This is a genomic window from Kitasatospora kazusensis, assembly GCF_039529945.1.
In the GTDB taxonomy this organism is placed as follows: Bacteria; Actinomycetota; Actinomycetes; order Streptomycetales; family Streptomycetaceae; genus Kitasatospora; species Kitasatospora kazusensis.
The window spans coordinates 140001-165768 of the sequence record NZ_BAAANT010000012.1 but is presented as its reverse complement, the minus strand read 5'-3'; the positions used below and the strand labels follow the sequence as shown (position 1 = coordinate 165768).

General features: G+C 73.8%; 26 protein-coding genes and 1 pseudogene. 8 read left to right on the top strand and 19 right to left on the bottom strand.

All coding sequences use genetic code 11. The annotated features are described in order from the left end of the window. Positions 1-55: 55 nt before the first annotated feature. The gene (rpe, locus tag ABD330_RS13600; protein WP_344464480.1) at positions 56-739 is read right to left on the bottom strand and encodes a ribulose-phosphate 3-epimerase; all 684 of its coding nucleotides are present in this window, start codon (positions 737-739) and stop codon (positions 56-58) included. A 290-nt stretch (positions 740-1029) separates the two neighbouring features. Here rpe and ABD330_RS13595 point away from each other — a divergent pair, with 290 nt between their 5' ends. Next, on the top strand, positions 1030-1884 hold the full coding sequence (locus ABD330_RS13595) for an SCO6745 family protein (RefSeq protein WP_344464478.1): 855 nt from the start codon (positions 1030-1032) through the stop codon (positions 1882-1884). A gap of 67 nt (positions 1885-1951) precedes the next feature. Here the strand turns inward: ABD330_RS13595 and ABD330_RS13590 are convergent, their stop codons facing one another. Together ABD330_RS13590 and ABD330_RS13585 are read right to left on the bottom strand one after the other, a co-directional pair. Then, positions 1952-3151, bottom strand: a complete 1200-nt coding sequence (locus ABD330_RS13590; protein ID WP_344464476.1) for a serine hydrolase domain-containing protein — start codon at positions 3149-3151, stop codon at positions 1952-1954. After that, positions 3151-3471 (bottom strand): annotated as a pseudogene (locus ABD330_RS13585) (ATP dependent DNA ligase); the annotation flags it as partial. The pseudogene ABD330_RS13585 and the gene ABD330_RS13590, both read right to left, overlap by 1 nt. Positions 3472-3717: 246 nt before the next feature. Here ABD330_RS13585 and ABD330_RS13580 point away from each other — a divergent pair. The 4 genes from ABD330_RS13580 (at position 3718) to ABD330_RS13565 (ending at position 7503) form a co-directional block, all read left to right on the top strand. Continuing rightward, positions 3718-4077 carry a hypothetical protein gene (locus ABD330_RS13580; protein ID WP_344464474.1) on the top strand — a complete coding sequence of 120 codons (360 nt, stop codon included), beginning with the start codon at positions 3718-3720 and terminating at the stop codon, positions 4075-4077. A 143-nt stretch (positions 4078-4220) separates the two neighbouring features. Continuing rightward, the gene (locus ABD330_RS13575) at positions 4221-4661 is read left to right on the top strand and encodes a hypothetical protein (RefSeq protein WP_344464472.1); all 441 of its coding nucleotides are present in this window, start codon (positions 4221-4223) and stop codon (positions 4659-4661) included. Next, positions 4658-6640, top strand: coding sequence for a GMC family oxidoreductase (locus ABD330_RS13570; protein ID WP_344464470.1), 1983 nt, complete (start codon positions 4658-4660; stop codon positions 6638-6640). Before ABD330_RS13575 ends, ABD330_RS13570 begins: the two co-directional genes overlap by 4 nt. Next, positions 6637-7503: a hypothetical protein gene (locus ABD330_RS13565; RefSeq protein WP_344464468.1), complete on the top strand. Its 867-nt coding sequence runs from the start codon at positions 6637-6639 to the stop codon at positions 7501-7503. Before ABD330_RS13570 ends, ABD330_RS13565 begins: the two co-directional genes overlap by 4 nt. Positions 7504-7622: 119 nt before the next feature. Here ABD330_RS13565 and ABD330_RS13560 read toward each other — a convergent pair whose 3' ends face one another. From ABD330_RS13560 to ABD330_RS13545, 4 genes are all read right to left on the bottom strand, one after another. Then, a complete protein-coding gene (locus ABD330_RS13560) occupies positions 7623-8255 on the bottom strand; it encodes a C39 family peptidase (protein WP_344464466.1) in 633 nt (210 codons plus the stop codon). A 70-nt stretch (positions 8256-8325) separates the two neighbouring features. Continuing rightward, positions 8326-9297, bottom strand: a complete 972-nt coding sequence (locus tag ABD330_RS13555) for an aldo/keto reductase (protein WP_344464464.1) — start codon at positions 9295-9297, stop codon at positions 8326-8328. A gap of 93 nt (positions 9298-9390) precedes the next feature. Beyond that, positions 9391-10236 carry an ABC transporter permease gene (locus ABD330_RS13550; RefSeq protein WP_344464462.1) on the bottom strand — a complete coding sequence of 282 codons (846 nt, stop codon included), beginning with the start codon at positions 10234-10236 and terminating at the stop codon, positions 9391-9393. Continuing rightward, entirely contained in the window at positions 10236-11195 is a 960-nt protein-coding gene (locus ABD330_RS13545) for an ATP-binding cassette domain-containing protein (protein ID WP_344464460.1), read from the bottom strand. Before ABD330_RS13545 ends, ABD330_RS13550 begins: the two co-directional genes overlap by 1 nt. A 99-nt stretch (positions 11196-11294) precedes the next feature. Here ABD330_RS13545 and ABD330_RS13540 point away from each other — a divergent pair, with 99 nt between their 5' ends. Both ABD330_RS13540 and ABD330_RS13535 read left to right on the top strand, forming a co-directional pair. Then, the gene (locus tag ABD330_RS13540; RefSeq protein WP_344464458.1) at positions 11295-12023 is read left to right on the top strand and encodes a TetR/AcrR family transcriptional regulator; all 729 of its coding nucleotides are present in this window, start codon (positions 11295-11297) and stop codon (positions 12021-12023) included. Then, entirely contained in the window at positions 12016-12390 is a 375-nt protein-coding gene (locus tag ABD330_RS13535; protein WP_344464456.1) for a DUF4180 domain-containing protein, read from the top strand. The genes ABD330_RS13540 and ABD330_RS13535 overlap by 8 nt, the downstream gene beginning before the upstream one ends. 128 nt (positions 12391-12518) lie before the next feature. Here the strand turns inward: ABD330_RS13535 and ABD330_RS13530 are convergent, their stop codons facing one another. The 3 genes from ABD330_RS13530 to def form a co-directional block, all read right to left on the bottom strand. Beyond that, complete coding sequence (locus tag ABD330_RS13530; protein ID WP_344464454.1) at positions 12519-13955, bottom strand: RsmB/NOP family class I SAM-dependent RNA methyltransferase; 1437 nt, start codon at positions 13953-13955, stop codon at positions 12519-12521. A gap of 109 nt (positions 13956-14064) precedes the next feature. Beyond that, complete coding sequence (gene fmt / locus ABD330_RS13525) at positions 14065-15000, bottom strand: methionyl-tRNA formyltransferase (RefSeq protein WP_344464452.1); 936 nt, start codon at positions 14998-15000, stop codon at positions 14065-14067. A gap of 96 nt (positions 15001-15096) precedes the next feature. Beyond that, complete coding sequence (gene def, locus ABD330_RS13520) at positions 15097-15642, bottom strand: peptide deformylase (RefSeq protein WP_344464450.1); 546 nt, start codon at positions 15640-15642, stop codon at positions 15097-15099. Positions 15643-15862: 220 nt separating this feature from the next. On the opposite strand from def, the gene ABD330_RS13515 reads away from it, so the two are divergent. Then, positions 15863-16384, top strand: coding sequence for a hypothetical protein (locus ABD330_RS13515; protein WP_344464448.1), 522 nt, complete (start codon positions 15863-15865; stop codon positions 16382-16384). A 41-nt stretch (positions 16385-16425) separates the two neighbouring features. Here ABD330_RS13515 and ABD330_RS13510 read toward each other — a convergent pair whose 3' ends face one another. The 9 genes from ABD330_RS13510 to ABD330_RS13470 all read right to left on the bottom strand — a co-directional run bounded on the left by ABD330_RS13510 (position 16426) and on the right by ABD330_RS13470 (position 25646). Then, positions 16426-18492 carry a primosomal protein N' gene (locus ABD330_RS13510; protein WP_344464446.1) on the bottom strand — a complete coding sequence of 689 codons (2067 nt, stop codon included), beginning with the start codon at positions 18490-18492 and terminating at the stop codon, positions 16426-16428. A gap of 208 nt (positions 18493-18700) precedes the next feature. Continuing rightward, on the bottom strand, positions 18701-19909 hold the full coding sequence (gene metK, locus ABD330_RS13505; protein ID WP_344464444.1) for a methionine adenosyltransferase: 1209 nt from the start codon (positions 19907-19909) through the stop codon (positions 18701-18703). A 153-nt stretch (positions 19910-20062) separates the two neighbouring features. Next, positions 20063-21280: a bifunctional phosphopantothenoylcysteine decarboxylase/phosphopantothenate--cysteine ligase CoaBC gene (coaBC, locus tag ABD330_RS13500; protein WP_344464442.1), complete on the bottom strand. Its 1218-nt coding sequence runs from the start codon at positions 21278-21280 to the stop codon at positions 20063-20065. A gap of 129 nt (positions 21281-21409) precedes the next feature. Beyond that, on the bottom strand, positions 21410-21676 hold the full coding sequence (gene rpoZ, locus ABD330_RS13495) for a DNA-directed RNA polymerase subunit omega (RefSeq protein ID WP_280715574.1): 267 nt from the start codon (positions 21674-21676) through the stop codon (positions 21410-21412). A 100-nt stretch (positions 21677-21776) separates the two neighbouring features. Next, complete coding sequence (gene gmk, locus ABD330_RS13490; RefSeq protein WP_344464439.1) at positions 21777-22334, bottom strand: guanylate kinase; 558 nt, start codon at positions 22332-22334, stop codon at positions 21777-21779. A gap of 60 nt (positions 22335-22394) precedes the next feature. Further along, on the bottom strand, positions 22395-22721 hold the full coding sequence (gene mihF, locus ABD330_RS13485) for an integration host factor, actinobacterial type (protein WP_280715572.1): 327 nt from the start codon (positions 22719-22721) through the stop codon (positions 22395-22397). Between the two features lie 266 nt (positions 22722-22987). Then, positions 22988-23824 (bottom strand): orotidine-5'-phosphate decarboxylase, encoded by an 837-nt coding sequence (gene pyrF, locus ABD330_RS13480; RefSeq protein ID WP_344464436.1) that lies wholly within the window; start codon positions 23822-23824, stop codon positions 22988-22990. Continuing rightward, positions 23821-24792: a dihydroorotate dehydrogenase gene (locus ABD330_RS13475; RefSeq protein ID WP_344464434.1), complete on the bottom strand. Its 972-nt coding sequence runs from the start codon at positions 24790-24792 to the stop codon at positions 23821-23823. Before ABD330_RS13475 ends, pyrF begins: the two co-directional genes overlap by 4 nt. Next, the gene (locus ABD330_RS13470) at positions 24792-25646 is read right to left on the bottom strand and encodes a dihydroorotate dehydrogenase electron transfer subunit (protein WP_344464433.1); all 855 of its coding nucleotides are present in this window, start codon (positions 25644-25646) and stop codon (positions 24792-24794) included. The genes ABD330_RS13475 and ABD330_RS13470 overlap by 1 nt, the downstream gene beginning before the upstream one ends. Positions 25647-25768 lie beyond the last annotated feature (122 nt).

Genomic DNA, 25768 nt, shown 5'->3' with positions numbered 1-25768 from the left:
GGCGTCCGGGCACAGCCCTGTCACAGTCCGTCGACAGGGCGGCCCGGCACCCCCGTCAGTGCGCGCAGGCCCACGGCGCGCCGGCCGTCGCGGCCGCGGCCTGGGCGCGCAGGGCGCGGACCGCCTCCGCCGGGTCTGCGGCGCCGTACACGGCCGAGCCGGCCACGAAGACGTCGGCGCCCGCCTCGGCGCAGCGCTCGATGGTCGCGGCGGAGACTCCCCCGTCGACCTGGAGCCAGAGGTCGAGCCCGTGCTTGTCGATCAGCTGACGGGTGCGGCGGATCTTGGGGAGCATGATGTCCAGGAACGCCTGGCCGCCGAAACCGGGCTCGACCGTCATGATCAGGACCATGTCCAGCTCGGGCAGCAGGTCCTCGTACGGCTCGATCGGGGTGGCGGGCTTGAGCGCCATCGAGGCCCTGGCCCCCTTCGCCCGGATCTCGCGTGCCAGCCGGACGGGAGCGGCGGCGGCCTCGGCGTGGAAGGTGACCGACCCGGCGCCGGCCTCGACGAACTGCGGGGCCCAGCGGTCGGGCTGCTCGATCATCAGGTGGCAGTCGAGCGGGATGTCGGTGGCCCGGGCGAGCGACTCGACGATCGGCACGCCCAGCGTCAGGTTGGGGACGAAGTGGTTGTCCATCACGTCGACGTGGAGCCAGTCCGCGCCTCGGACCGCCTCGGCCTCCTCGGCCAGGCGGGCGAAGTCGGCGGACAGGATGCTGGGGTTGATCTGCGCCATTTCCGGGTACCTCACAGCTCGGTGCGGGCGGCGGGAGCTGCCACCTGGGTCCCATCATCCCTCCTGCGACCTGCGGGGTGTGAGCGCGGGGCGTGAGCGGTACGCGAGGCACGAGCAGCAACCAGCGCCCGAGCGGCACGTGAGGAGTGCGGCGCGTGAACGGCGTGCGGCGTGCGGCGCGTGCACGGTGTGCGGTGCGCGGCGTACGGGCAGGGATCCGGCCGTGACCCACGTCACGGCGGTGGCGCGCTAGGGTCGTGGGCGCTGTGACCATGACCGAGAGGTGACCGATGGCTGAGCTGGTGCATCCCGCCCGAGCACTCTGGTGGCTCTTCGAGCCCGTGCACGCACTGACCTACTTCTCGCCCGAGGGCCGGGCGGCGTACGAGGCGGCCGGGCTGCGCGGCTACTGGCGCGGCTACTTCGCCGGGCGGTCGGCGCCGTTGGGCCCGGTGGAGGCGGCACCGGTGATCGCCGCGTTCTTCAGCTTCGCACCCGCGATGGTCGAGCGGGCGCTGCCGGACGTGTGGCAACGCGCCACCCCCGAGGCCGCGTTGGCGGCCCGGGTGGCGGGCGCGACCGCGACGCTGGAGCGGGTGCTGGTGACGGTCAAGCCGGAGCTGGTCGAGCGTTCGGTGGCGACCTTGGAGCGGGCCGTCGACGGTCTGGACTGCGCCGGCCGGGTACTCGCCTCCGCCAACGCCGTACTCCCGCGCCCCGAGGGGCAGTTGGCGCGGCTCTGGCACGCCACCACGGTGCTGCGCGAGCACCGTGGCGACGGGCATGTCGCAGCCCTGGTCACCGAGGGGCTGACCGGCTGCGAGGCGCTGGTGGTGCGCTGCGCGCTGGACAGTCGGCGCGAGATGCTCCAGCAGTACCGGGGCTGGACGGACCAGGAGTGGGACACCGCCACCGAGCGGCTGACGGCGCGCGGCTGGCTGAGCCCGGACGGCACCATCACCCCCGCCGGCCGGGCCCGCCACAACGCCCTGGAAGCCGCCACCGATCTGGCCGCCGCCCGGGTCTGGTCCGGCTTCCACCGGGACGAGCTCGACCAGCTCGCCGCCGACCTCAAGCCGATCGCGACGGCCTGCCGCGCCGAACTGCCCCTGCTGAACCCGGTCGGCCTCCCGGCCGGGGACTGACCCCACCGGCCGGACACCCGCCCGGCCCGTTCCGCCCGTTCCGCCCGCGCCCGCCCGGGCCGCCGCCTCAGTCCTCGATCGCCTGGTACGCCGAAGTCCAGAAGTCGCTGACGTGCGCGGGCGGTTCGGGCGAGCTCAGCAGCCGCTGCGTCATCAGGATGCCCACCAGGTCCTCGGCGGGGTCCGAGTACCCGGAGGTGCCGAGGCCGCCGTCCCAGCCGAACCGGCCGGGCACCGCCCAGAGGTTGTCGCGGCGGACGGTGACGCCGACCCCGAACCCCCAGCTCCGGGTGTCGCCGAAGAACACCCGGGCGCCGGAACGCTGTTCGGGTGTCAGATGGTCACTGGTCATCAGCTCCACCGACGGCCGGGACAGCACGCGTCCGCCGCCGTGGCGGCCCTTGGCCAGCATCATCCGGCAGAACGCCAGGTAGTCGTCCACGGTGGAGACCAGCCCGCCCCCGCCGGATTCGAGCGCGGGCGGGCCGCCCCAGCGGCTGTCGGCCGGATCGTCGTGCGGCACCAGTTCACCCGTCGCGGGGTCGGCCCGGTAGCTGGTGGCCAGCCGGTGCCGCCGGTCCTGCGGGACGTGGAACGCGGTGTCCCGCATCCCGAGCGGTTCGAAGATCCGCTCGCGCAGGAACTCCCCCAGCGAGCCCCCGGTGACCCGCTCGACGAGTATGCCCAGCACGTCCGAGCCGGTGTGGTACATCCACGCCGTGCCCGGCTGGTGGATCAGCGGCAGAGCGCCGAGCCGCCGCAGCCACTCGTCCGGCCCGACCGTGGGCGGTTCCGCGCCCGGGGCGAGCCCGGCCTCGGCCAGCGCCCGCTGGATCGGGTACCGGCCGGGCGGCGCCAGCACGGCCCCCGTGCCCATCCGGAAGGTCAGCAGGTCGCGGACGGTGATCGGACGCTCGGCCGGGACGGTCTCGTCGAGCGGCGCGTCCAGCCGGGTCAGCACCCGCAGGCCGGACAGCTCGGGCAGCAGCGGGTCGACCGGATCGTCCAGCCACAGCCGGCACTCCTCCACCAGGATCATCGCGGCCGCGGCGGTCACCGGCTTGGTCATCGAGGCGATCCGGAAGAGGGTGTCGCGCCGCATCGGCTCGGCGCCGCCGACCGCCATGGTGCCGAGCGCTTCGACGTGCACGTCGGTGCCCCGGCCGACCAGGGCGACCAGGCCGGGCAGTGCGCCGTGCTCGACGTGCGCGGCCATGGTGTCGTGCAGGCGGTCGAGTCGCGCCCGGGAGAGTCCTGCGGTGCCCATCAGCCGTCCCCTTCCTCCGACTGTGCCGGCCCGGCGAGCCGGGCCAACTCCCTTACCGTGGTGATGGTGTCAGCCTCCGCCGACACCTTGTCCGTCCGACAGCGCACGACCCGGGCGAAGCGCAGCGCGAGTTCGGCCGGGTAGCGGGGGCTGCGCTGGAGGCCGTCGAAGGCGATCTCCACCACCAGCTCCGGGCGCACCCGGACGACGTGTCCCTCGCGGCTCTCCTCCCGGGCCGGGAACTGCCCGGTCTGCCGGGCGAGCAGCTCGTCGGTGAGCCCCTTGAAGGTCTTGCCGAGCATCACGGGTCCCCGGGCCCCTCCCATGGTCCAACGCCGACCGCCCGCGCGCTCGCGGACGGTCCGCGAGCGCGCGGTCCGGACGGACGGCGGACCCACGGGACCAGGCCGGACCCCGTGTGCCCTGCCTTGACCGGGCTCCCGGGAGCCGGTCGAGTAGGGTGTCGGGCGGCAGCCGCCCGGCCGCTGCAGGCTTGCTCCAGCCAGGGCGGCAGAGCGGCGCCCGCGCCCGCGTCCGACAGCCGACCGTAAGGGGAGAGAGCCCGCATGATGATCGGCCTGGTTTTCGTGGTGTTCTTCGCCTGCCTGGTCGGTGTCATCCTGCTCGTCGTCGGGCTGGCACTGCGCGCGGCCGTGCGCAGCGCCAAGGCCGCCGAACGGCCCGGCCCGGGACAGCCGTACGGCAGGCCGGGCAACCTCGACTGGCTGCCCGAACAGGACGACCCCCAGCGCTGGTCCCGGTACGACGCCTGGCCCGACCCCGGCGCCACGGGCGGCAACCACGGCCACGGTCACGACCACCACAGCGGGCACCACGACGGCCACCACGCCCCGGGCCCGGGCCCGAGCTTCGACAGCAGTCCCTCCCCTTCGCACCACGACTCCGGCGGCGGCCACCACCACTGATCGAACCCGCCCGCCGAGGTGCCGGAAGGCGGGCCGCCGAGCGCGGCGCCGGAAGTCCGTGCCGGTATGCATGAGTCCCCCGGAGGCGAGGAAGGATCATGACGACGCTGTCGTCATGACCATGACCTCTGGGGGGTTCGCCAGTGACGTTGGACCAGTTCATCGCGGTTTCGGCCGAGCTGACCGGCTTCGACACCGACGAGTTACGCGGCACCGGACTCGCCGGCCTCTACCGCACGGTGCTGCTGGAGCGGGCCGGCGCCGAGCAGCTCAGCCGCCTCACCGCCCCCTCCCCTTCCCCTATCCCCGGTGAAGTCGGCACCCACGCCGACGAGCCACAGCGCGAGCTGGCCCGGGCGGTCACCCACCTCTGGTACACCGGGACCTGGACGGGAACGGGGCAGGCGGCGGACGAGCCGTTCGTGGTCTCCGCCCGGGCCTACGCCGGGGGCCTGGTCTGGCGGTCCTTCGGCGGCCACGCACCGGGCACCACCCCGCAGGGGTACGGCAGCTGGGCCGCCGCACCGGCCGCCCGGCCCGCCCAGGGCACGCCCGGAGCCCGGCCCACGACGGCGGACCGATGAGCGGCGAACCCGTGGACGACATGGGCAACAGCGGGCCGGAGGGCCGGCGGTGGGACGTGATCGTCGTCGGCGCGGGCTTCGCCGGGTCGCTGGTCGCCCAGCGGCTGGGCGAGCACGGCTGGCGGGTCCTGGTCCTGGAGGCCGGCCTCGGTGCGCCCGGCGGCGACCAGGGGCACGAGCAGGCGCTGGAGCAGTACCGGACGGCGGCGCTCAAGGTACCCAACTCGCCGTACCGGACGAGTACTTCGGCTCCCTCGCCGGACGTCACCGCGCTCACCGGCGGCCCCGACGACGGGTACCTCGTACAGCGCGGACCGCTCCCCTACGCCAGCGGGTACCTGCGCGCCAACGGCGGGACGGGGCTCGCCTGGACGGGACTGACGCCGCGCATGCATCCGGAGGACTTCCACTCGGGGGATTTCGGCCACGGTCGCAACTGGCCGATCGGCTACCGGGATCTGGAGCCGTACTACGAGCAGGCCGAGCACCACATCGGGGTGGCCGCCGACCTGGACGAGCAGCGCGCGGCCGTCGGCCTGCCGTTCCGCGACGGCTACCGGTTCCCGATGCGGGCGATCCCGCGCAGCTACCTGGACCAGGCGATGGCCGACGCGCTGGACGGCCGGACCGTACGGGATCCGGGCGCCCCGGAGCCGGCCCGCCTGCGGGTGACGGGCACCCCGCACGCCCGCAACGGCCTCCCGGACCCGGACCGCACCCGTAACGGCCTCCCCGGCCCCCAGTACGCCCGGAGCGGCCCCCCGGACCCGCACGGCACCGGCGGGTCCGCCGACGGCCCGCTGTGCCAGGGGCACGCCAGCTGCGTGCCGATCTGCCCCTCCCGGGCCAAGTACACGCCGCTCCGGACCCAGGCCCGCTGGGGCCCGTCCGTCCACCTGGCGACCCGGGCCGTGGCCACCCGCGTCCGGCTCGCGCCGGACGGGCGGGCCACCGGCGTCGAGTACCGGACGTACGAGGAGGGCGTGACCGGTGCGCCCGGCGGCGTCCGGACGCACACCGCCGACGCCGATCTGGTGGTGCTGGCGGCGCACGCGATCGAGAACGCCAAACTGCTGCTGCTCTCCGGCGCCGCGAACGGCAGCGGGCAGGTCGGCCGCAACCTGATGGACCATCCGGTGCTGCTCACCTGGGGCCTGATGCCACGTCAGGTCGGTGCCTACCGGGGGCCCGGTTCGACCTCCGGCCTGGAGGGCTTCCGGTTCGGCGCGGCCCGGGCCCGCCGGGCGCCGTTCCGGGTCGAGATCGGCAACTGGGGCTGGACCTGGGCGCTGGGGCCGCCCGAGCAGCGGGTCGCCGACCTGCTGCGCGGCGGCGGCCCGGACGGGCGCGGCCTGACCGGGCCGGAGCTGCGCCGCACCCTGGGTGACCGGATCGGCCGCGAGTTCGCGTTCCAGTTCGAGCTGGAGCAGGAGGCCGACCCCGCGAACCGGGTCACCGTCGACCCGCGCCACCTCGACGCCCTCGGCACGCCCCGCCCGGTGATCCACTATGACCTGTCCGACTACGTGAAGCGCGGTTTCGCCGCCGCGAAGACCGTCTCCGACCAGCTCTTCGCGCTGCTGGGCGCCGAGGACCACACCCGCTTCGACGCCGGGCCCGCCTGGCCCGGCCGGTTCGAGCACCAGGGCCGCGCGTACGGCTACCGGGCCGCCGGGCACGGCGCGGGCACCCACATCATGGGCCGCTCACCGGCCGACTCGGTGGTCGACGAGTGGCAGCGCTGCTGGGACCATCCCAACCTCTACGCGGTGGGCTGCGGCAGCATGCCCACCGTCGCCACCTCCAACCCCTCGCTGACGATGGCCGCGCTCGCCCTGCGCAGCGGGGACCGGATCCACCGCGACCTGCTCGCCCGCCGCCACATCGTCCTCCGAAGCACCCAAAGCACCCGAAGCGTCCAAGGCACCCACGGCGTCCCAGGCGCCGCCACCCCACTCCAAGGAGCCGACCACCCGTGAACCAGGACCAGCGCCGGCCCCTGCCGCCCGTCCCCGCGCCCTACCAACTGCCCTTCCACTACGGCGCGCTGCACAACATCGGGATCGACTACCTGGTCGACCCCGCACCTGTCCGCGAGGTGCTGGCCGAGCGGCACCCCGGGCTGGCCGCCGCCGAGTTCGACGGACGTGCCTGCGTCTCGCTCAACTACCAGCTGTACTTCGCCCAGTACCCGAACGGAGGTGGGATCACCCAGGAGATCGAGGTCAACATCATCGCCCACCCGGCCGGCGCCGAAGGCCGGCTGCCCGCGCTCGGCTACGAGCAGTACGCGCGCGGCTTCGACCAGACCAAGCTCCTGGGCATCGCCCGGATCCACGTCCTGTGCGACAACCCGCTCGCGATCGACGCGGGCCGCCGGCTCTACGCCGAACCCAAGTACCCCGGCTGGTTCGAGACCGTCATGCCGTCCCTCAACGGGTCGCCCCAGGAGCGGACTTGGTCCGTCACCTGCAAGGCGGCCGACTTCAGCGCCGACCGCACCGGGATCGACCGCCGGGACCAGCCACTGTTCTCCTTCGCCGCCGACCTCACCGGCCTGGCCTCCGAGCCCGTCACCAACACCCCGATCACCGGCTACGGCACCCATCCGCAGGACGGCCTGCTCGCCGGGCCGATGAACGTCTACCAGCCCTACCAGCACCACCCGTTGGACTCGGACGCCGCCGGCCGGGTCCGCCTCGTCGTCACCGACCCGGCGAGCGGGGTGGGCCGCCACCTCGCCCTGCTGATCGGCGACGCCTCCGCCGCGGGCGTCTGGACCTACCAGTCCGCACCGGTGGCCGCCCACAACCGCCCGTACTACGTCCCCGCCAAGGATTGACCCGCCGGGCGGACGCCTTCCGGCCCGGGAGCCGCGCGCAGGCGGGAGGTGCGACACCGCACCTCCCGCCTGTGCCGCACCTCCCGCCTCTGCCACCTCTGCCCCCTCTGCCGCGCCCGCTAGCCGAACGGCCCCAGCACGATGCCGCGCCCGGCGAAGAACCGCGGCAGGTCGTCCCACGGCACCCGGGCGAACCGCTGGGAGCCGTCCGGGAATCCGGAGGGGTTGTGGATGAGCAGCTCCTGCTCGGTGGCGCCGACCGCGAGCACCAGGTGCCCGCCCTGGCGCGGCGGGTCGGGGTCGAGCGTGCGGATCGAGGGGTGCACCGAGAGCACCACCAGCCGGCCCGCCGCCAGGAGGCCGGGCAGTTCCTCGGGGGTCAGCGGCGAGCGGGCCTCGGCCGGCAGCCCCCAGCGCCGCCGGACGTACGCGGCGAAGGGCGCGTGGATCAGCCCGTCCAGCCGCCCGTCCGGGTGGCGCACGTACGCCCCGGCGGCGAGGCACTCCTCGGCCAGCCGGACGGCGGGCGGGGCCAGGCCCCACCAGAAGTCGAGCGCCATCCGCAGGCAGGCCACCCCGCAGAGCCGCCAGGACCAGTACTCGTACTCCTCCGGGTCGGCCGCACCCGAGCGTTCCCAGAACGGGTCGTCGGCCGCCAGGCTGGTACCGGCCAGGATGTCCGGCACCAGCTCGGGCGACTCCCACTGCGCGTAGTAGGGGACCTGGTGGATGACCGACTCGGAGGTGCTCACACCTCACAGTGTGACGGACCGCCATCGAACAGGCCCCCCGAAGGCCCGCACGCGGGCCCGGCCCCGAGCCTCACCAGGCGTAGTCCTCCGGAGCCGTCCGGTGGCCGGGGAAGATCTCGTCCAGGCGGTCCAGGGCCGGCCGGTCGAGCACCACGTCCAGTGCCCGGACGGCCGCGTGCAGCTGCTCGACGGTGCGCGGTCCGACGATCGGGGCGGTGACGGCCGGACGGGAGAGCAGCCAGGCGAGGGCGATCTCCCCGGGCTCGTGGCCGAGTTCGGCGGCCAGGTCCTCGTACGCCCGGAGCTGCTCGCGCCTGCTCTCCAGCCGGGCCACGGCGCGCTCGTCGACCCGCCGGACCCCCTCGCGCTCCTTGCGGAGCACGCCGCCGAGCAGCCCGCCGTGCAGCGGCGACCAGGTGATCAGCCCGAGGCCGTAGTGCCGGGCGGCGGGGATGACCTCCAGCTCCAGGCTGCGCTCCAGCAGGTTGTAGAGCGACTGCTCGCTGGCGAGGCCGAAGAAGTGGCGCGCCTTGGCGGCCTCCTGGGCCTGGGCGAGGTGCCAGCCCGCGAAGTTGCTGGAGCCCACATAGATGATCTTGCCCTGGGTGACCAGCACCTCCATCGCCTGCCAGATCTCCTCCCACGATGTCGCGCGGTCGATGTGGTGCATCTGGTAGAGGTCGATCCAGTCCGTGCCCAGCCGCCGCAGGCTCGCGTCGACCGCCCGGCGGATGTTCAGCGCGGAGAGCCTGCCTTCGTTGGGCCACTCCCCCATGCCGCCGTAGAGCTTGGTGGCGATGACGGTCTTCTCGCGGCGGCGGCCGCCGCGCGCGAACCAGCTGCCGATGATCTCCTCGGTGCGGCCCTTGTTCTCGCCCCAGCCGTAGACGTTGGCGGTGTCGAAGAAGTTGACGCCCTGCTCGTGGGCGGTGTCCATGATCCGGTGCGCGTCGGCCTCCTGCGTGTGCGGGCCGAAGTTCATGGTGCCGAGGCACAGACGCGAGACCGTCAGGCCGGTGCGGCCGAGATGGGTGAACTCCACACCCGCCAGCCTCTGCCGCACCAGCCGCTCTGTCCACCGGACGGACCCCGGCCCGGCCGCACCAGCGGCCCCCGGCGGCCCGCCCGGCCGTGGTTACCGCCCGTGGCTGGAGTACCTCCGCACCGCCAGCGGGACGAAGATCAGCAGCAGCCCCGCCGACCAGAGCAGCGCGGCCACCACCGGGTGCTGCATCGGCCAGGAGCTGCCCGGGGAGGAGGGGTTGCCGAACTGCTCACGGCAGGCGGCCACCACCGTGCTGATCGGGTTGCAGTCGGCGACGGTCCGCAGCCAGCCGGGCATGCCGCCGGTCGGCACGAACACGTTGGTCACCATCGCGACCGGAAAGGTGAGGACGGCCAGCTGGCCGGCGGTCTCCTCCGATCCCGCGAGGAGCCCGAGGAACATGCCCACCCACGTCATGGTGAACCGGAACAGGACCAGCAGGGCGTACGCCACCGCCGCGTGCGCCAACCCGTCCCGGATCCGCCAGCCGACCGCCAGGCCGACCACCGTCAGCGGGATCAGCACGCAGATCCCGACCACCAGGTCGGCCAGGGCCAGGCCGAGCAGCAGCCCGGTGCGCGAGACGGGCATCGAGCGCAGCCGGTCGGTGATGCCGCGTCCGGCGTCGCGCGCGGTGCCGATCATGGTGGGCGTCAGCCCGTTGACGGCGACGGTCACGAACAGGCCCGGGATCAGGAACTCGCGGTAGTTACCGCCGCCGGGCACCTGCATCGCGCTGCCGAAGACGTAGCCGAACACCACCACCATCACCACCGGCACCGCGAACGAGGCGACCAGCAGGCCGGGCGAGCGGCGGTAGGCGAGCAGGACGCGCAGGGCCGAGGCGACGGTGTCGGAGACAACCCGCGCCGGCGCGGCCGGCCTGGCGGGAGTGACCGGGGTGACGGGGGCGGCGGCGGGCAGAGTGGTGGCCATCAGGCGGCCCTCCCGAGGGTGGTGTCGGCGGTCAGGGCGAGGAAGACGTCGTCCAGCGAGGGCAGGCGCAGCGCGACGTCGCTGGCGGTGACGCCCGCCGCGTCGAGTTCGCGCACCAGCCGGAGCAGCTCGACCGGCGGCCCGCCCCGGGCCGGCACGGTGACCGTCCGACCGTCCGGGCCGGTGACCGGCTCGCCGCCCGTGAGCCGGGCGAGCAGGGCCGCGGCCGGGGCGAGCTGCCCGGCCTCGGCGAGCGTCACCTCGATCACGGTGCCGACGGCCGCCTTGAGCCGCTCGGGCGGGCCGTGCGCGATCACCACCCCGTGGTTCACCACCGCGACGGCGTCGGCGAGCCGGTCGGCCTCGTCCAGGTACTGCGTGGTGAGCAGCACGGTGGTACCGGAGGCGGCCAACTCCCTGACGGAGGACCAGATCTCCTGCCGGCTGCGCGGGTCCAGGCCGGTGGTCGGCTCGTCCAGGAAGAGCACCGGCGGCCGGGTGACCAGGCTGGCCATCAGGTCGAGCCGGCGGCGCATGCCGCCCGAGTAGGTGCGGACCAGGCGGTCGGCCGCCTCGGTGAGGTCGAAGCGCTCCAGCAGTTCGTCGGCCCGCTGCCGGGCCCGGCGGGCGCCGAGGTGGTGCAGCCGGCCGAACAGCCGGAGGTTGTCGCGGCCGGTGATGCCCTCGTCCACGGCGGCGTGCTGCCCGGCCAGGCCGATGCTGCGCCGTACCTGGTCCGGCTCGCGCACCACGTCGAACCCGGCGACCTTGGCGGAGCCCCGGTCGGGGGCGGCCAGCGTGGCGAGCACCCGGACGGCGGTGGTCTTGCCCGCGCCGTTCGGGCCGAGCAGGCCACAGACCGTTCCGGCCGGGACGGCGAGGTCGAGGCCGCGCAGGGCCTCGGTCTTCCCGAAGTGTTTGCGCAGGTCCTTGGCCTCGATGGCGAGGTGGTCCGTCATGGCGGATCCCTTCTAGGTACACCGTACGTTGAAGTGCCTTGGCGGCAGCGTACTACGTACGGCGTACGCAGGTAAGATGGTGCGCGAGGTGATCTTCAAGTGACGGACGACCGCACGACCGGGCCCGAGGCCCCCGAGCTGATCTGGCTGCGCCCCGAACGCACCGGACGCGGCCCGCGCCCGGCCCACAGTCGCGACTCCATCGCCGCCGCCGCCGTGGCGATCGCCGACGCCGAGGGGCTCGACGCGGCCTCCATGCGGCGGGTCGCGGCGGCACTCGGCGCCGGGACGATGTCGCTGTACAACTACGTGCCGAAGAAGGAGCAGTTGCTCGACCTGATGCTCGACGCCGTGGTCGGCGAGTACGACCTCCCGGCGGAGCCGTCGGGCGACCCCCGGGACGACCTCCACCTGCTGCTGCGGCAGCAGTTGGCGGCCCTGCGGCGGCACACCTGGGTGCCGCGCCTGGTGATCGGACGGCCCTCGCTCGGGCCCAACGGCCTGCGCTACACCGAGTACTTCCTCGCCTGCCTGGCCGGGACGGACCTGTCCGGCGCGGCCAAGATGGAGGCGATGGCCCTGCTCAACGGCTTCCTCTGCCAGTACGCGGAGTGGGAGCACACCACCGCGGCGGGCGGCAGGTGGCAGGCGGACCTGGTGGTCTATCTCCAGCGCGTGGTGGTCAGCGGGGAGTACCCTCAGCTGGCGCAGGCGATGGCGGGCGGCCCGGCCGCCGAACCACCGGCCCCGGACGCCGTGTTCGACCGCACCCTGCACCGGCTCATCAGTGCCGTTCTCACCCCGGAAGGACCCGCACCCCGTGTCTGACACCCTCCAGCACCTCGGCACCACCCCCGTCCTGCTCTGTGCGGCCGAGGGCGAGCCGCTGCGCGGCGAGCAGGACGCGCTGGACCTGATCGGCAACGCGTCGTACCAGGGCGCCGAGTGGGCCGTCGTCCCGGCCGAGCGGTTCGAGGACGCGTTCTTCCAGCTGCACACCCGGGTGGCCGGAGACATCCTGCAGAAGTTCGTCAACTACCGGGTGGGGCTGGCCGTCCTGGGCGACATCTCCCGGCACACCGACGCCAGCGGCGCCCTGCGCGACCTCGTCCGCGAGTCCAACCGGGGAACCCACACCTGGTTCGTCACCGACCTCGACCACTTCGGCGAACTGCTGGCCCGCACGGCCCGCTGACGCAGCGTCAGCCCGAAGGGCGGACTGACACACCGTCAGGACCGGGCCTCTTCAAGACACGTGGAGCGGCGGGAGGCACCACACCCCACCGCTCCACGGTCCCCCGCGCCCGCCGGTCGGGCCGCCCGTCAGGCGGTACGCCGCAGCAGCGCCAGGTACATCGCGTCCGTGCCGTGCAGGTGCGGCCAGAGCTGCACGTCCGGCCCGTCGCCGAGCGCGGGCACGCCCGGCAGCAGCGGGCGGGCGTCGATCCACTCCAGGCCGGGCTCGCCGCGCAGCACGTCGTCGACCACGGCGCGGGTCTCGGCCAGGTGCGGGGAGCAGGTGGCGTAGCCGACCACGCCGCCGATCCGGGTGGCCTGGACGGCCGTGCGCAGCAGCTCGCGCTGGAGCGGGCCGAAGCCGGCGATGTCGTCGGGGCGGCGGCGCCAGCGGGCCTCCGGGCGGCGGCGCAGCGCGCCGAGGCCGGAGCAGGGCACGTCGACCAGGGTCCGGTCGAAGGAGCCGGGCCGCCAGGCGGGCTTGGTCCCGTCGGCGGTGATCACGGTGTACGGGCCGGGGTTGCCGTCCAGCGCGCGGGCGACCAGGCGGGCGCGGTGCGGCAGCTTCTCGCTCGCCACCAGCGCGGCGCCGCGCTCGGCGGCGATCGCCCCGAGCAGCGCGGCCTTGCCGCCGGGCCCGGCGCAGCCGTCCAGCCAGAGCCGGTCGGGGCCGTCCAGCGGCGCGGCCGCGAGGGCCATCGCGACCAGCTGGCTGCCCTCGTCCTGGACGCCGACCCGGTTCTCCTTGACGGCCTCGACCCCGCCCGGGTCGCCGCCCTCGGCGAGCCGGACGGCGTACGGGGACCAGCGGCCCGGCTGCGACTCGGGCAGCGCGTCGAGCAGTTCGGCGGCGTCGGCCCGGCCCGGGCGGGCGACCAGGGTGACGGCCGGGCGGTCGTTGTCGGCGCGCAGCAGCTCCTCGATCCCGGCCCGTCCGGCGGCGTCCGGCTGCCAGCGGCCGAGCGAGTCCCAGAGCGCGGAGACCACCCAGCGCGGGTGCGAGTGGACGACGGCGAGATGGTCCTCGGCGTCCTGCTCGTACGGCGGGGCGACCTGCCGGATCCAGGCGTCCAGGTCCTGGGCGCTGATCTTGCGCAGCACGGCGTTGACGAACTTGGCCCGTCCGTCGCCGAGCACCACCCGGGCCAGCTCGACGGTCGCCGAGACGGCGGCGTGCGAGGGGATCCGGGTGGTGAGCAGCTGGTGGGCACCGAGCGAGAGCACGTCCAGCACCGGCGGGTCGACCTCGCGCAGCGGCCGGTCGATGCAGGCGGCGATGACCGCGTCGTAGGTGCCCTGCAGGCGCAGCGTGCCGTAGACCAGCTCGGTGGCGAGGGCCGCGTCCCGGCGGTCCATGCCCTTCTGCTCGGCCTCGCGGAGCAGGGACGGCAGGATCAGGTTGGCGTACGCGTCGCGCTCGTCCACGGCCCGCAGGGCCTTGAACGCGACGATGCGCGCCGGGTCCTTCTTCGGGCGGCGGTGCGGGCGGGCGGGGCGCTTGGCGCCGGGGGCGGGGGTGGTCACGGGAGCCTCAAGGTGCTGGCGGGGTTTACGGGGGAACGGGTCGACCGGTGCGGCCGGTGGACCGGAGGTACCTGGTCAGCCTACGTGCGAAAGGCCCGGCGGGCCGTGGTCAGAGTCCGAGCTGCTCGCCGGACTCGATCCGGACGCCTCGGGCCCAGTCTGCCGCGCGCATCGGCTTCTTGCCCTGCGGCTGGACCTCGCCGAGCTCGATCTCGTGGCTGCCGGTGCCGACCCGGACGCTGTTCTTGCCGACGGCGAGCGCGCCGGGGGCCAGCTCGGAGCTGTCGGTGACCAGCCGGACCGGACCGGAGAGCTTGAGCCGCTCGCCCCGGAAGGTGGTCCAGGCGCCGGGCGCGGGCGCGCAGCCGCGCACCAGGCGGTCGATCCGCAGGGCGGGGTGCGACCACTCGATCCGGGCGTCCTCGACGTTGATCTTGGGGGCCAGGGTGACGCCGTCGGCGGGCTGCGGGACGGCGTGCAGGGCGCCGTCCTCGATGCCGTCCATGGTCGCGGTGAGCAGGCGGGCGCCGGCCTCGGAGAGGCGGGTGAGCAGCTCGCCGCTGGTGTCGGTGGGGCGGATCTCCTCGGTCAGGATGCCGAACACCGGCCCGGAGTCGAGCCCCTGCTCGATCAGGAAGGTGGACGCACCGGTGACCTCGTCGCCCGCCAGCACCGCGTGCTGGACGGGCGCCGCGCCGCGCCACGCGGGCAGCAGCGAGAAGTGCAGGTTGACCCAGCCGTGCCGGGGGATCTCCAGCGCGCCGGGGCGCAGCAGCGCGCCGTACGCGACCACCGGGCAGCAGTCCGGGGCGAGCTCGGCCAGCCGGGCCAGGAAGTCCGGGTCGCTCGGCTTGGCGGGCTTGAGGACCTCGATCCCGGCCTCCTCGGCGCGCTGGGCGACGGGGCTGGCGACCAGCTTGCGCCCGCGCCCGGCGGGGGCGTCGGGGCGGGTGACCACCGCGACGACCTCGTGCCGGTCGGAGGCGAGCAGGGCGTCCAGGGCGGGAACGGCGACCTCGGGGGTGCCGGCGAAGACGAGGCGCATACAGGGATGCCTTCCTGAGGATCGAGGGGCGGGGGCGACCGGCAGGTACCGGGCGGGCGGGAGCAGTCAGCTGGCCAGGTGGTCAGTGGTCAGCGGTCAGCGGGCGGAGCCGAAGGTGCTGTGCGGCGAGACCTTGACGGCGGGCACCGGACCGTCGCCCCACTCCGCCTCGCGGATCGCCTTGAGCGCGGCCTTGCGCTGCTCGCGGTCGAGGCGGTCGATGAAGATGATGCCGTCCAGGTGGTCGGTCTCGTGCTGGATGCAGCGGGACAGCAGCTCGGTGCCCTCGATCGTCACCGGGTCGCCGTACATGTTGAAGCCCTTGGCGACCACGCCGAACGCGCGCTTGGTGTCGAAGCGCAGGCCCGGCAGCGAGAGGCAGCCCTCGGGGCCGTCCTGCTGCTCGTCGGTCAGGCTGAGGTCGGGGTTGACCAGGTGGCCGACCACGCCGTCCACGAAATACGTGAACACCCGCAGGGAGATGCCCAGTTGGGGCGCCGCCAGGCCCGCGCCGGGGGCGTCGAGCATGGTGTCGGTCAGGTCCTTGACCAGCGTGCGCAGTTCCTTGTCGAACGTGGTCACCGGCCGCGCGGAGGCCCGGAGCACCGGGTCGCCGAAGATCCGGATCGGCTGGATCGGCATGGCGGCGGGCTCCTGTCGGGGTGGGCACAACGGCCGGTGAAATGAACTCACCGGGCAGTCTATGCAATACGAACCGCCCGTTCGGACGGGCTTCTGGCATATCCCGTATCGCTCCGGCGCGTGACCCCGGCCCCTGGTCCGGCGTTGGTCAAGTGAGATTGACCCGGACGCCAGGGGCGTCCGGTCCGGATACACCGTACGGAGAGGTGGAACACCGGCCATGGCCGAGCAGATCAACCACGACGCCCGGGCGCGCGCCAGCCTGCACCTGCTGGTACGGGACATCGAACGGGTGCGGCGACAGGTCGACGCCCTGCGCACCCTCACCGCCCAACTGGGCAACGTCTACCGGCCCCGGCGGCCCAGCACCTCGGCGGGCTTCGTGGTGTACGGGCGGGCGCCCGCCCCGACGGTACGGCTGGCGCAGGAGCTGCGCGAGAGCGTGGAGACGCTGGTCGGCGCGGCGGTCGAGTTCGACCGCGCGCTCGGCTTCTCCTGGGACTCGGTCGGCTCGGCCCTCGGGGTCACCAAGCAGGCGGTGCACCGCCGTTACGGGATGCGCCGGCCCAGCTCCGAACTCCTGGCGGCCGGCCTGCCGACCCCCGCCCTGCCCGGCCCGGCCCGCCCGGACCGCAGCGAGGAACTGCCCCCGACGACACCCCCCGCCCCACCCCTCGTCCGCACCGTCCCCACCGCCCGCCAGGGCGGCCTCGACCGCCCCGGCGTCCCGCTGCGCGGCTGAGGCTTGCCAAGGGGCAGCGTGAACTAAGACCGGCCGGTTGCCTATCCGATGTCCGGCGGGTCGATCCGGACCTTCACCGGGTCGGGTGTCCGCAGCGCGACCCGGGCGATCTGCGCGGCCTTGAGCGCGGCGGCGAGCGCCGCGCCCTGGCCGGGGGCGACCCGCAGCAGCGCACGCTCCAGTTCCTCGCCCCGCCCGCCGGGTGCCGGGACGGGACCCAGGACGTCCGTCCCCTCGGGGAGGCGGATCAGCGAGACCAGGTCCGCCACGGCGTGCGGGGCGCCGGTGACGGAGGCCATCCGGGAGACCGGCGGGAAGTGCAGCTGGGCCCGCTCCTGGAGTTCGAGCGCGGCGTGCCCGGCCGGGTCCCAGCGGACCAGCGCCTGGACCGGGCGGGCCGTCGGCTCGGCGACCACCACCACCGTGCCGCCCTCCCCCGCCGGGCGGACCAGCCCGGCGGCCGCCATCCAGAGCCGCAGCGCCTCCTCGCCGGCCCGCAGGTCGGGACGCCCGAGCAGCGCCCAGCCGTCCAGCAGCAGCGCCGCCGCGTAGCCGCCCTCGGCGACCGGCTCGGCGCCGGGTGTGGAGATCACCAACGCCGGTTCGCCGGACACCGCGGGCAGCACGGAGTCCCGCCCCGAGGTCCACACCGGCACCCGGGGGAAGGCCTTGCCCAGCTCCTCCGCCGTCCGCCGGGCACCGACCACCTGGGCCCGCAGCCGGAACGACCCGCACTCGCCGCAGTGCCACTGCGCCTCGGACTGCCCGCACCAGGCGCACTCCAGCACCCCGCCCGAGGAACGCGCCTCCAGCGGCCCGACGCAGTGCCGGCAGCGGGCGGGCTCCCGGCAGCGGGCACAGGCCAGCCTCGGCACGTACCCGCGCCGGGGCACCTGGACGAGCACCGGGCCCCTGGTCAGCGCCTCCCGGGCGGCCTCCCAGGCGGGGCCGGGCAGCCGGGCGCTCTGGGCGGCGGCGTCCCGCGCCTGGTCCAGATCGGTCACGGTACGGACCCTCGGGGCGGTGGCCCGGACGGTCTCCCGCTCGGCGGCCAGCGGCCGGGCCCACCCCGTCCGCAGCAGCTGCGCCGCCTCGACGGTGACGGACAGCCCGCCCAGCAGCACGCCCGCGCCCTCCTCGGCGGCGCGCAGCAGCGCGACCTCCCGCACGTGCGGGTGCGGGGCGCGCGGATCGCTGTGGTTGCCGTCGCCGTCCGACCAGACCACCACCAGGCCCAGGTCGCGGACGGGCGCGAACATCGCCGCCCGGGTACCGATCACGGCCCGCACCGAGCCCCGGCTGACCGAGAGCCAGTGCCGGTAGCGCTCCCTGGGCCCGAGGTCGGCCGTCAGCGCGGTGTGCCGGCCGGGCCCGAGCAGCGCGGTGAGCGCGGCGTCCACCCGGGCGGCGGCCTTACCGTCGGGGAGCACCACCAGCGCGCCGCGCCCGCCCGCCAGGGTGGCGGCGACGGCCCGGGCGATCTCCTCCGGCCAGGTGGGCCCGGGCAGCGCCGTCCAGACCGCGCGGGGCGCGTGGCCGGCGGTGAGCGCCGCCAGGTAGTCGGGACCCTGCGGGTAGCGGCTCCAGCTGCCCGGCTCGGGGGCGGCGGGCGAGGGCAGCGGCGGCGGCGAGGGCTCGGCCTCGGCCGCGGCGTGCCGGGGCGGCACCGCGAGTTGCAGCACGTCGGCGAGCGAGCCCGCGTACCGGTCGGCGACGGTGCGGCAGAGCCGCAGCAGGGCGGGGGTCAGCACCTGCTCCGGGGAGAGCACCTGGGCGAGCGGGGCGAGCGGGCCCTTGTAGTCGCTGTCGGCCCGGCGCTCGACGATGAACCCGTCGTGCAGCTCGCCGCCCTCGCGCCGGCCGGACGCCACCACCCGCGCGCCGAACCGGACCCGCACCCGGACACCGGGCAGCGCCTCCTCCGCCATGGTCGCGGGCACGGCGTAGTCGAAGAACTGGTCGAGGTGGAGCAGGCCCTTGTCGACCACCACCCGGGCCACCGGCAGGTGCTCGGCGGGCAGCGCGCCGCGCCACGTCCGGGGTCTGGCCTTACGGACCGTCTCCCGGATGAAGGCCAGCTGCTCCCCGGTGTCGTCTGCGCTGCTCATCGCCCCTAGTCGTACCAGATCCCACCGACAACCCACGCACCCGACCAGCCACAACCAGGGGCGCGGGGAACTGCGCGAAGTCGGAAGACTGCAGACCGTTGCCTACCGCCCTCGCGCAGTCCCCGCTCCCCTAGGTAGTGCAACTGGCCGACCGGAAAAAGGGAACGGCGCCCACCCCCGGAGGGATGAGCGCCGCCCCAAGCCGGGGTCAGGCCCCCGCGGCCTTCTTCAGCTGCTCGGCGCGGTCGGTGCGCTCCCAGGTGAAGTCGGCGTCGTCGCGCCCGAAGTGCCCGTACGCCGCGGTCTTGGCGTAGATCGGGCGCAGCAGGTCGAGGTCGCGGATGATCGCGGCGGGGCGCAGGTCGAAGACCTCGGAGACGGCCTTCTGGATGTCCAGGACCGGGACGGTCTCGGTGCCGAAGGTCTCGACGAAGAGGCCGACGGGCTCGGCCTTGCCGATCGCGTAGGCGACCTGGACCTCGGCGCGGTTGGCGAGGCCCGCCGCGACGATGTTCTTGGCGACCCAGCGCATCGCGTAGGCGGCCGAGCGGTCGACCTTGGACGGGTCCTTGCCGGAGAAGGCGCCGCCGCCGTGGCGGGCCATGCCGCCGTAGGTGTCGATGATGATCTTGCGGCCGGTGAGGCCGGCGTCGCCCATCGGGCCGCCGATCTCGAAACGCCCGGTCGGGTTGACCAGCAGGCGGTAGCCCTCGGTGACCAGCTTGATGCCGTCCTCGGCGAGGCGCTTGAGCTCCGGCTCCACGACGAACTCGCGGATGTCCGGGGTCAGCAGCGAGTCCAGGTCGATGTCGCTGGCGTGCTGCGAGGAGACCACCACGGTGTCGAGGCGGACGGCCTTGTCGCCGTCGTACTCGATGGTGACCTGGGTCTTGCCGTCGGGGCGCAGGTACGGGATGGTCCCGTTCTTGCGGACCTCGGACAGGCGCTTGGCGAGCCGGTGCGCCAGCGTGATCGGCAGCGGCATCAGCTCGGGGGTCTCGTCGCTGGCGTAGCCGAACATCAGGCCCTGGTCGCCGGCGCCCTGCTTGTCCAGGTCGTCCTCGTCGCCCTCGACGCGAGCCTCGTAGGCGGTGTCGACGCCCTGCGCGATGTCGGGCGACTGCGCGCCGATGGACACCGACACGCCGCAGGAGGCGCCGTCGAAGCCCTTCTTGGAGCTGTCGTAGCCGATTTCGAGGATCTTGTCCCGGACCAGCTGCGCGATCGGCGCGTACGCCTTCGTGGTGACCTCACCGGCGATGTGCACCTGGCCGGTGGTGATCAGCGTCTCCACGGCGACCCGCGAGGTGGGGTCCTCCGTCAGGAGGGCGTCCAGGATGGTGTCGCTGATCTGGTCAGCGATCTTGTCGGGGTGACCCTCGGTCACGGACTCCGAAGTAAACAGGCGGCGAGACACAGCGCTCCCTGATGGTTGCAGCGGCTGCTGACTGAACGCCCCGGGGGTCCCGGGACGTCCGGAAAGACTTGTTGCCTGGAGTGTAACGGTCGGCTACCTTCCTGCGGCACTTCTTCATCAACTCGTGAGACGGAACACCCTGGTCGGGGAGGTTCAGGCGAGCCGGGCGGCCACCGCGTCCCAGACCGTGTCGGCCAGTGATTCCTTGGGCCCGTCCGGAATTTCGACCTCCGTTCCGTCGGTGCTCAGCAGCACCGCGGCATTGGTGTCCCGCCCGAACGCCTTACCGCCGCCCACTTCGTTGACGACCAGCAGGTCGCAGCCCTTGCGGGCCAGCTTCGCGCGGCCGTTGGCGAGCACGTCGTCCGTCTCGGCGGCGAAGCCGACCACCAGCTGGCCGGGCCGGGCCCGGTGGGCGGAGATCTCGGCGAGGATGTCGGGGTTGCGGACCAGCGCGACGGGCGACGGGTCGACCCCGTCCACCTTCTTGATCTTGCCGGAGACGTACTCGGCGGGGCGGAAGTCCGCGACGGCGGCGGCCATCACCACCGCGTCGGCCTCCGGCACCGCCTTCAGCACCGCCTCGCGCAGCTCCAGCGCGGTGGAGACGTGCACCACGTCCACGCCCGCCGGGTCCGGCAGGGCCGCGTTGGCGGAGAGCAGGGTGACCCTGGCCCCCCTGGCGGCGGCGGTGGTCGCGAGCGCGTAGCCCTGCTTGCCCGAGGAGTGGTTGCCGAGGAAGCGCACCGGGTCGAGCGGCTCGCGGGTGCCGCCGGCCGAGATCACCACGTGCCGGCCGGCCAGGTCGGCGCCCAGCGCGCCCCTGGCCAGTACCCGGCGGCAGGCCTCGAAGATCGCGGACGGCTCGGGCAGCCGCCCCTTGCCGGTGTCCACGCCGGTGAGCCGTCCGACGGCGGGCTCCAGCACGATCGCACCGCGGCGGCGCAGCGTCGCCACGTTCTCCTGGGTGGCCCGGTTCTCCCACATCTCGGTGTGCATCGCGGGGGCGAAGACCACCGGACAGCGCGCGGTGAGCAGGGTGTTGGTGAGCAGGTCGTCGGCCATGCCGTGGGCGGCCTTGGCCATCAGGTCGGCGGTGGCGGGGGCGACCACGACCAGGTCGGCCTGCTGGCCGATCCGCACGTGCGGGACCTCGTGCACCCGCTCCCAGGTCTCGGTCGCCGCCGGGCGGCCGGAGAGCGCGGCCCAGGTGGCCTCGCCGACGAAGTGCAGCGCGGCTTCGGTGGGCACCACCGTCACCTGGTGGCCGGACTCGGTGAGCCGGCGCAGCAGCTCGCACGCCTTGTACGCGGCGATCCCGCCGCTGACGCCGAGGACGACACGTGGGGCGTCGGGCCGGTCCGTACTCATGCTGGGTCCTTCTCCTCGGGTCGGTTGTCCGCAACCCTACGGCGCATCAGACGCCCGTCGCACTATGGCCCCGGGCACAACGGAGGGGCCCGCCGGAACGAATTCCGACGGGCCCCTCCGGGAACAGACTCAGGCGGCCTCGGTGGGCTCCGCGGTGAGCATGCCGGCGTTGATCTCGCGGAGCGCGATCGACAGCGGCTTCTCGTGCACGTGGGTGTCGACCAGCGGGCCGACGTACTCCAGGAGACCCTCACCGAGCTGCGAGTAGTACGCGTTGATCTGACGCGCGCGCTTGGCGGCGTAGATCACCAGGCTGTACTTCGAGTCGGTGGCCTCAAGCAGCTCATCGATCGGCGGGTTGATGATGCCCTCGGGCGCGGTCATGGAAGAGGACACGCGAAAACCTTCCGAAAAGGTGGCAAAAAAGGATGCTGATCAGATCAACGCGATGAACTGCGCGAAGCAGAAACCGCGAGGCAGAACAACAGTGATCCGGTCAGACTACACCCAGCAAGGCTAGCAGCTCCGCCACTACCTGCTCGACGGACCTGTTGACAAGGGTCATGTCGAACTCGGCCTCGGCCGCCAGCTCGACCTTCGCCGCCTCCAGCCGCCGCTCGATCACGCTCTGCGACTCCGTCCCCCGGCCGGTGAGCCGGCGGACCAGCTCCTCCCAGCTCGGCGGGGCCAGGAAGACCAGCAGGGCCTCGGCCATCGACTCGCGGACCTGGCGGGCGCCCTGCAGGTCGATCTCCAGCAGCACCGGGACGCCGCTCTCCAGCTTCTCCAGCACGGCCGCACGCGGCGTGCCGTACCGGTTGCCGGCGAACACGGCCCACTCCAGCAGCTCGCCGTTGGCGATCAGCTTGTCGAACTCGTCGTTGTCGACGAAGTAGTAGTGGACCCCGTGCTGCTCGCCCGGCCGCGGACGGCGGGTGGTGGCGGACACGGAGAGCCATGCCTCGGGGTGCTGCTGCCTCATATGAGCGACGACCGTGCTCTTGCCGACCCCCGAAGGGCCGGAGAGCACGGTCAGCCGCGGACGTTCACTCATGCACCGATTATCCCGGATCGCGGACGATCCGGGGACCACGGGGGCCGGGTCGGCATCGATTCAGGAAGCAGTGCTCCCGAACTCCCGCTCCAGCGAGGCGATCTGGTTGGTACCGAGGCCGCGAACCCGGCGGCTCTCGCTGATGCCCAGACGCTCCATGATCTGCTTGGCGCGCACCTTGCCGACGCCCGGAAGGCTCTCCAGCAGAGCGGACACCTTCATCTTGCCGATGACCTCGTCATCGGACTTGCCCGCCTTGATGACGTCATGGAGTGAGGCACCGGAGTGCTTCAGCTTGTCCTTGATGTCGGCGCGCTTCCGGCGAGCATCGGCAGCCTTGGCGAGCGCCGCGGTGCGCTGTTCAGGGGTAAGGGGCGGAAGAGCCACGCCGTTCACCTCAGGGTGTGGAAGGAAGGGATGAGCTATGACTGGGTACTGCCTAGGACACCGAAAACAGGGGAACCAAACGGCTCTGACCTGCGAGAGCGGCGATCTGCGCCGCCCTTCGATGACCTACCGCCGGACACTACCCAACTTGAGCCGCCGCGTCAGGAAAAGAACACGAAAAGTCCTGGTCAGCCAAGGCCGACCAGGACTTTTCAGGGCATATCAACCCGCTGCGGCGGAGGATGATCCGCGAAGTGTGACGCCGCTCACTTTCCCAGTACGGCGCCGATCTCGTCCACGAAGCGCGCCGAAGCCGCGCGAAGTGCCGCCACCGAGGGCCCGTGCTTGAGGATGTCGCGGCTCACGCTGGGCACCACGTCGCGCACGGCGTCGCCGAAGACCCGGGGCAGGTCCGCCGCCGTCGCGCCCTGCGCGCCGACGCCGGGGGCGAGCAGCGGGCCGTTGATGGACAGGTCCACCCCGGCCTCGGCCAGGGTGGCGCCGACCACCGCGCCGAAGGAGCCGAGCGGCTCGGCGCCGGCGTTCTCGGCGGCCAGGCTGCGCAGCACGCCCTGGGCGACGCTCTCGCCGTTGGCCGCCACCGCGCGCTGCACCTCGGCGCCCTCCGGGTTGGAGGTCAGCGCCAGCGCGAACACGCCGCAGCCGTTGGCCCGGGCCAGGTCGAGGGCGGGCCGCAGCGAGCCGAAGCCCAGGTACGGGCTGACCGTGACGGCGTCCGAGAACAGCGGGCTGCCCGGGAGGAGGAACGTCTCGGCGTAGGCGGCCATGGTGGAGCCGATGTCACCGCGCTTGGCGTCCATCAGCACCAGCGCGCCCGCCTCGCGGGCCTCGGCGACGGTCCGCTCCAGGACGGCGATGCCCCGGCTGCCGAAGCGCTCGAAGAAGGCGGCCTGCGGCTTGAGCACCGCGACCTCCCCCGCCAGCGCCTCGACCACCGTGCGGCTGAACTTCTCCAGCCCGGCGATGTCGTCGCCGAGGCCCCAGGCGGCCAGCAGGGAGGCGTGCGGGTCGATGCCGACGCACAGCTGACCGCGGGTGTCGAGGGCCTGGCGCAGGCGGGCACCGAAGGGAGCGAGGGTCATGACGGCCTTTCAGCAGGAGCGGAACGGTGGGCGAATCCCACCGCGTCGGTGAACTTGGCGAAACCCCGGGCCGCCAGCTCGCCGCGCAGCTCGTCGAGGATGCGCAGCGGGGCGGCCGGGTCGTTGAACAGGGCGGTGCCGACGGCAAGGCCGCCGGCACCGGCCAGCGTGAACTCCAGCGCGTCCCGGCCGGTGCGGATGCCGCCCATCCCGAGGATCGGCACCTCGGGGATCCGGCCGGCCGCCATCGCCGCGTACACCTGGTACACGCAGCGCACGGCGAGCGGCCGCAGCGCGGGCCCGGAGAGGCCCCCGGCGCCGCCCGCCAGCGCGGGGCGCAGGGTGTCCAGGTCGATGGCCATCCCGAGCGAGGTGTTGATCATCGAGAGGCCGTCGGCCCCGGCCGAGACGCAGGCGGCGGCGATCTCGGTGATCGAGGTCACGTCCGGGGAGAGCTTGGCGTACACCGGCAGCGCGGCCTCGGCGACCTCCCGGACGGCGCGGACCACGTCGTAGGAGGTGGCCGGGTTGCTGGCGAAGACCTGGCCCCGGTCGGCGATGTTGGGGCAGGAGATGTTGAGCTCGATGCCGATCACGCCGGGCTGCCCGTTCAGCTGCGCGGCGACCTCGGCGTACTCCTCCAGCCGCTCCCCCGCCACCGAGACCAGCACCCGGGCGCCGCGCTCGGCGAGCCAGGGCAGCTCGTGCCGGACGAAGGCGGCGATGCCGGCGCCCTGCATCCCGATCGCGTTGAGCATCCCGGACGGCGTCTCGGCCATCCGGGGCGTGGCCCGGCCGGAGCGGGCGGACCGCATGATCGTCTTGGTGGTGACCGAGCCCAGCTCGTCCAGCGGGACGAACTTGGCCAGTTCCCGCCCGTACCCGGCGCAGCCGGAGGCGGTGGTGAGCGGGTTCGGCAGCGTCAGCGGGCCGAACGGGACGCCGAGGTCGACCTCCTGCGGATCCATCAGCCCTGCCCTCCCATCGCGGCGGCGCCTTCCAGATCGGGCGGTACCGTCCCGATGTCGTCCCAACGGACCCGGGCCCCGTCGAAGACCGGCCCGTCGGTGCAGGACCGGACGAACCTGCTCACCCCGTCCTCGCCGACCACCGGCAGGACGCAGGTCATGCAGATGCCGACCCCGCACGCCATCGCCGCCTCCACGGCGGTGTGGCAGCGGACGCCGAGGCCGAGCGCGATGGCGGAGACCTCGCGCAGCATCGGCATCGGCCCGCAGGCGTGCACCACCGTCGCGTCGATCGCCTTGACGGCCTGCGCCAGCGGGTCGGTGACCAGCCCCTGGAGGCCCGCCGAACCGTCCTCGGTGACCACCAGGACGTCCTGGGTGAGCGCGCGGGCCTGTTCGACCCCGTAGAGCCGGTCGGCGGTGGCGGCGCCGAGGATGAACCCGACCTGGCCGCCGCGCCGCTTGATCTCCTCGCCGAGCGCCAGCAGCGGCGCGCTGCCGTAGTCGGCGGCCACCAGCAGGGCGCTCACCGGCCCGTCGGGCAGCGGGAACGGCGTCCCGAGCGGAGCGATCAGGTCGAGCCGGTCACCGGGTCTGGCCCGGGCCAGCTCCCTGGTCCCCTCCCCACGCTCGGCGACCACCAGCTCGACCGTCCCTGCCTCGACGTCCGCCCGGTGGATCGAGAAGGCCCGCCGCAGCAGCATCGCCGACTGCGGCCCGCCCACCGCGAGCGTCGCGAAGTGCCCCGGCCGGACCCGTGGCGCGGCGTCGCGTGCGCTCAGCACCAGCCGGTGGTACACACCCTCGGAGGCGACGGAGAGCACCTCTGCATCGGACCGGACCGGATGGGCCATCTCGTTCACCTTTCGGCAGCGATTGATGTCTGAACTGTCCCAAACCGGCCCGGGCACTGTCATTTCGTACGCACACGGCGGCCTGACCCGCACACCCGCACGACTCCCGCCGGCTCTCCCTC

Bases quoted from the DNA above. Each gene is read 5' to 3' on its own strand.
- rpe (WP_344464480.1), bottom strand. From the start codon at position 739: ATGGCGCAGATCAACCCCAGCATCCTGTCCGCCGACTTCGCCCGCCTG.
- ABD330_RS13595 (WP_344464478.1), top strand. From the start codon at position 1,030: ATGGCTGAGCTGGTGCATCCCGCCCGAGCACTCTGGTGGCTCTTCGAG.
- ABD330_RS13590 (WP_344464476.1), bottom strand. From the start codon at position 3,151: ATGGGCACCGCAGGACTCTCCCGGGCGCGACTCGACCGCCTGCACGAC.
- ABD330_RS13580 (WP_344464474.1), top strand. From the start codon at position 3,718: ATGATGATCGGCCTGGTTTTCGTGGTGTTCTTCGCCTGCCTGGTCGGT.
- ABD330_RS13570 (WP_344464470.1), top strand. From the start codon at position 4,658: ATGAGCGGCGAACCCGTGGACGACATGGGCAACAGCGGGCCGGAGGGC.
- ABD330_RS13550 (WP_344464462.1), bottom strand. From the start codon at position 10,236: ATGGCCACCACTCTGCCCGCCGCCGCCCCCGTCACCCCGGTCACTCCC.
- ABD330_RS13545 (WP_344464460.1), bottom strand. From the start codon at position 11,195: ATGACGGACCACCTCGCCATCGAGGCCAAGGACCTGCGCAAACACTTC.
- fmt (WP_344464452.1), bottom strand. From the start codon at position 15,000: ATGCGCCTCGTCTTCGCCGGCACCCCCGAGGTCGCCGTTCCCGCCCTG.
- def (WP_344464450.1), bottom strand. From the start codon at position 15,642: ATGCCGATCCAGCCGATCCGGATCTTCGGCGACCCGGTGCTCCGGGCC.
- ABD330_RS13515 (WP_344464448.1), top strand. From the start codon at position 15,863: ATGGCCGAGCAGATCAACCACGACGCCCGGGCGCGCGCCAGCCTGCAC.
- ABD330_RS13510 (WP_344464446.1), bottom strand. From the start codon at position 18,492: ATGAGCAGCGCAGACGACACCGGGGAGCAGCTGGCCTTCATCCGGGAG.
- coaBC (WP_344464442.1), bottom strand. From the start codon at position 21,280: ATGAGTACGGACCGGCCCGACGCCCCACGTGTCGTCCTCGGCGTCAGC.
- gmk (WP_344464439.1), bottom strand. From the start codon at position 22,334: ATGAGTGAACGTCCGCGGCTGACCGTGCTCTCCGGCCCTTCGGGGGTC.
- pyrF (WP_344464436.1), bottom strand. From the start codon at position 23,824: ATGACCCTCGCTCCCTTCGGTGCCCGCCTGCGCCAGGCCCTCGACACC.
- ABD330_RS13475 (WP_344464434.1), bottom strand. From the start codon at position 24,792: ATGGATCCGCAGGAGGTCGACCTCGGCGTCCCGTTCGGCCCGCTGACG.
- ABD330_RS13470 (WP_344464433.1), bottom strand. From the start codon at position 25,646: ATGGCCCATCCGGTCCGGTCCGATGCAGAGGTGCTCTCCGTCGCCTCC.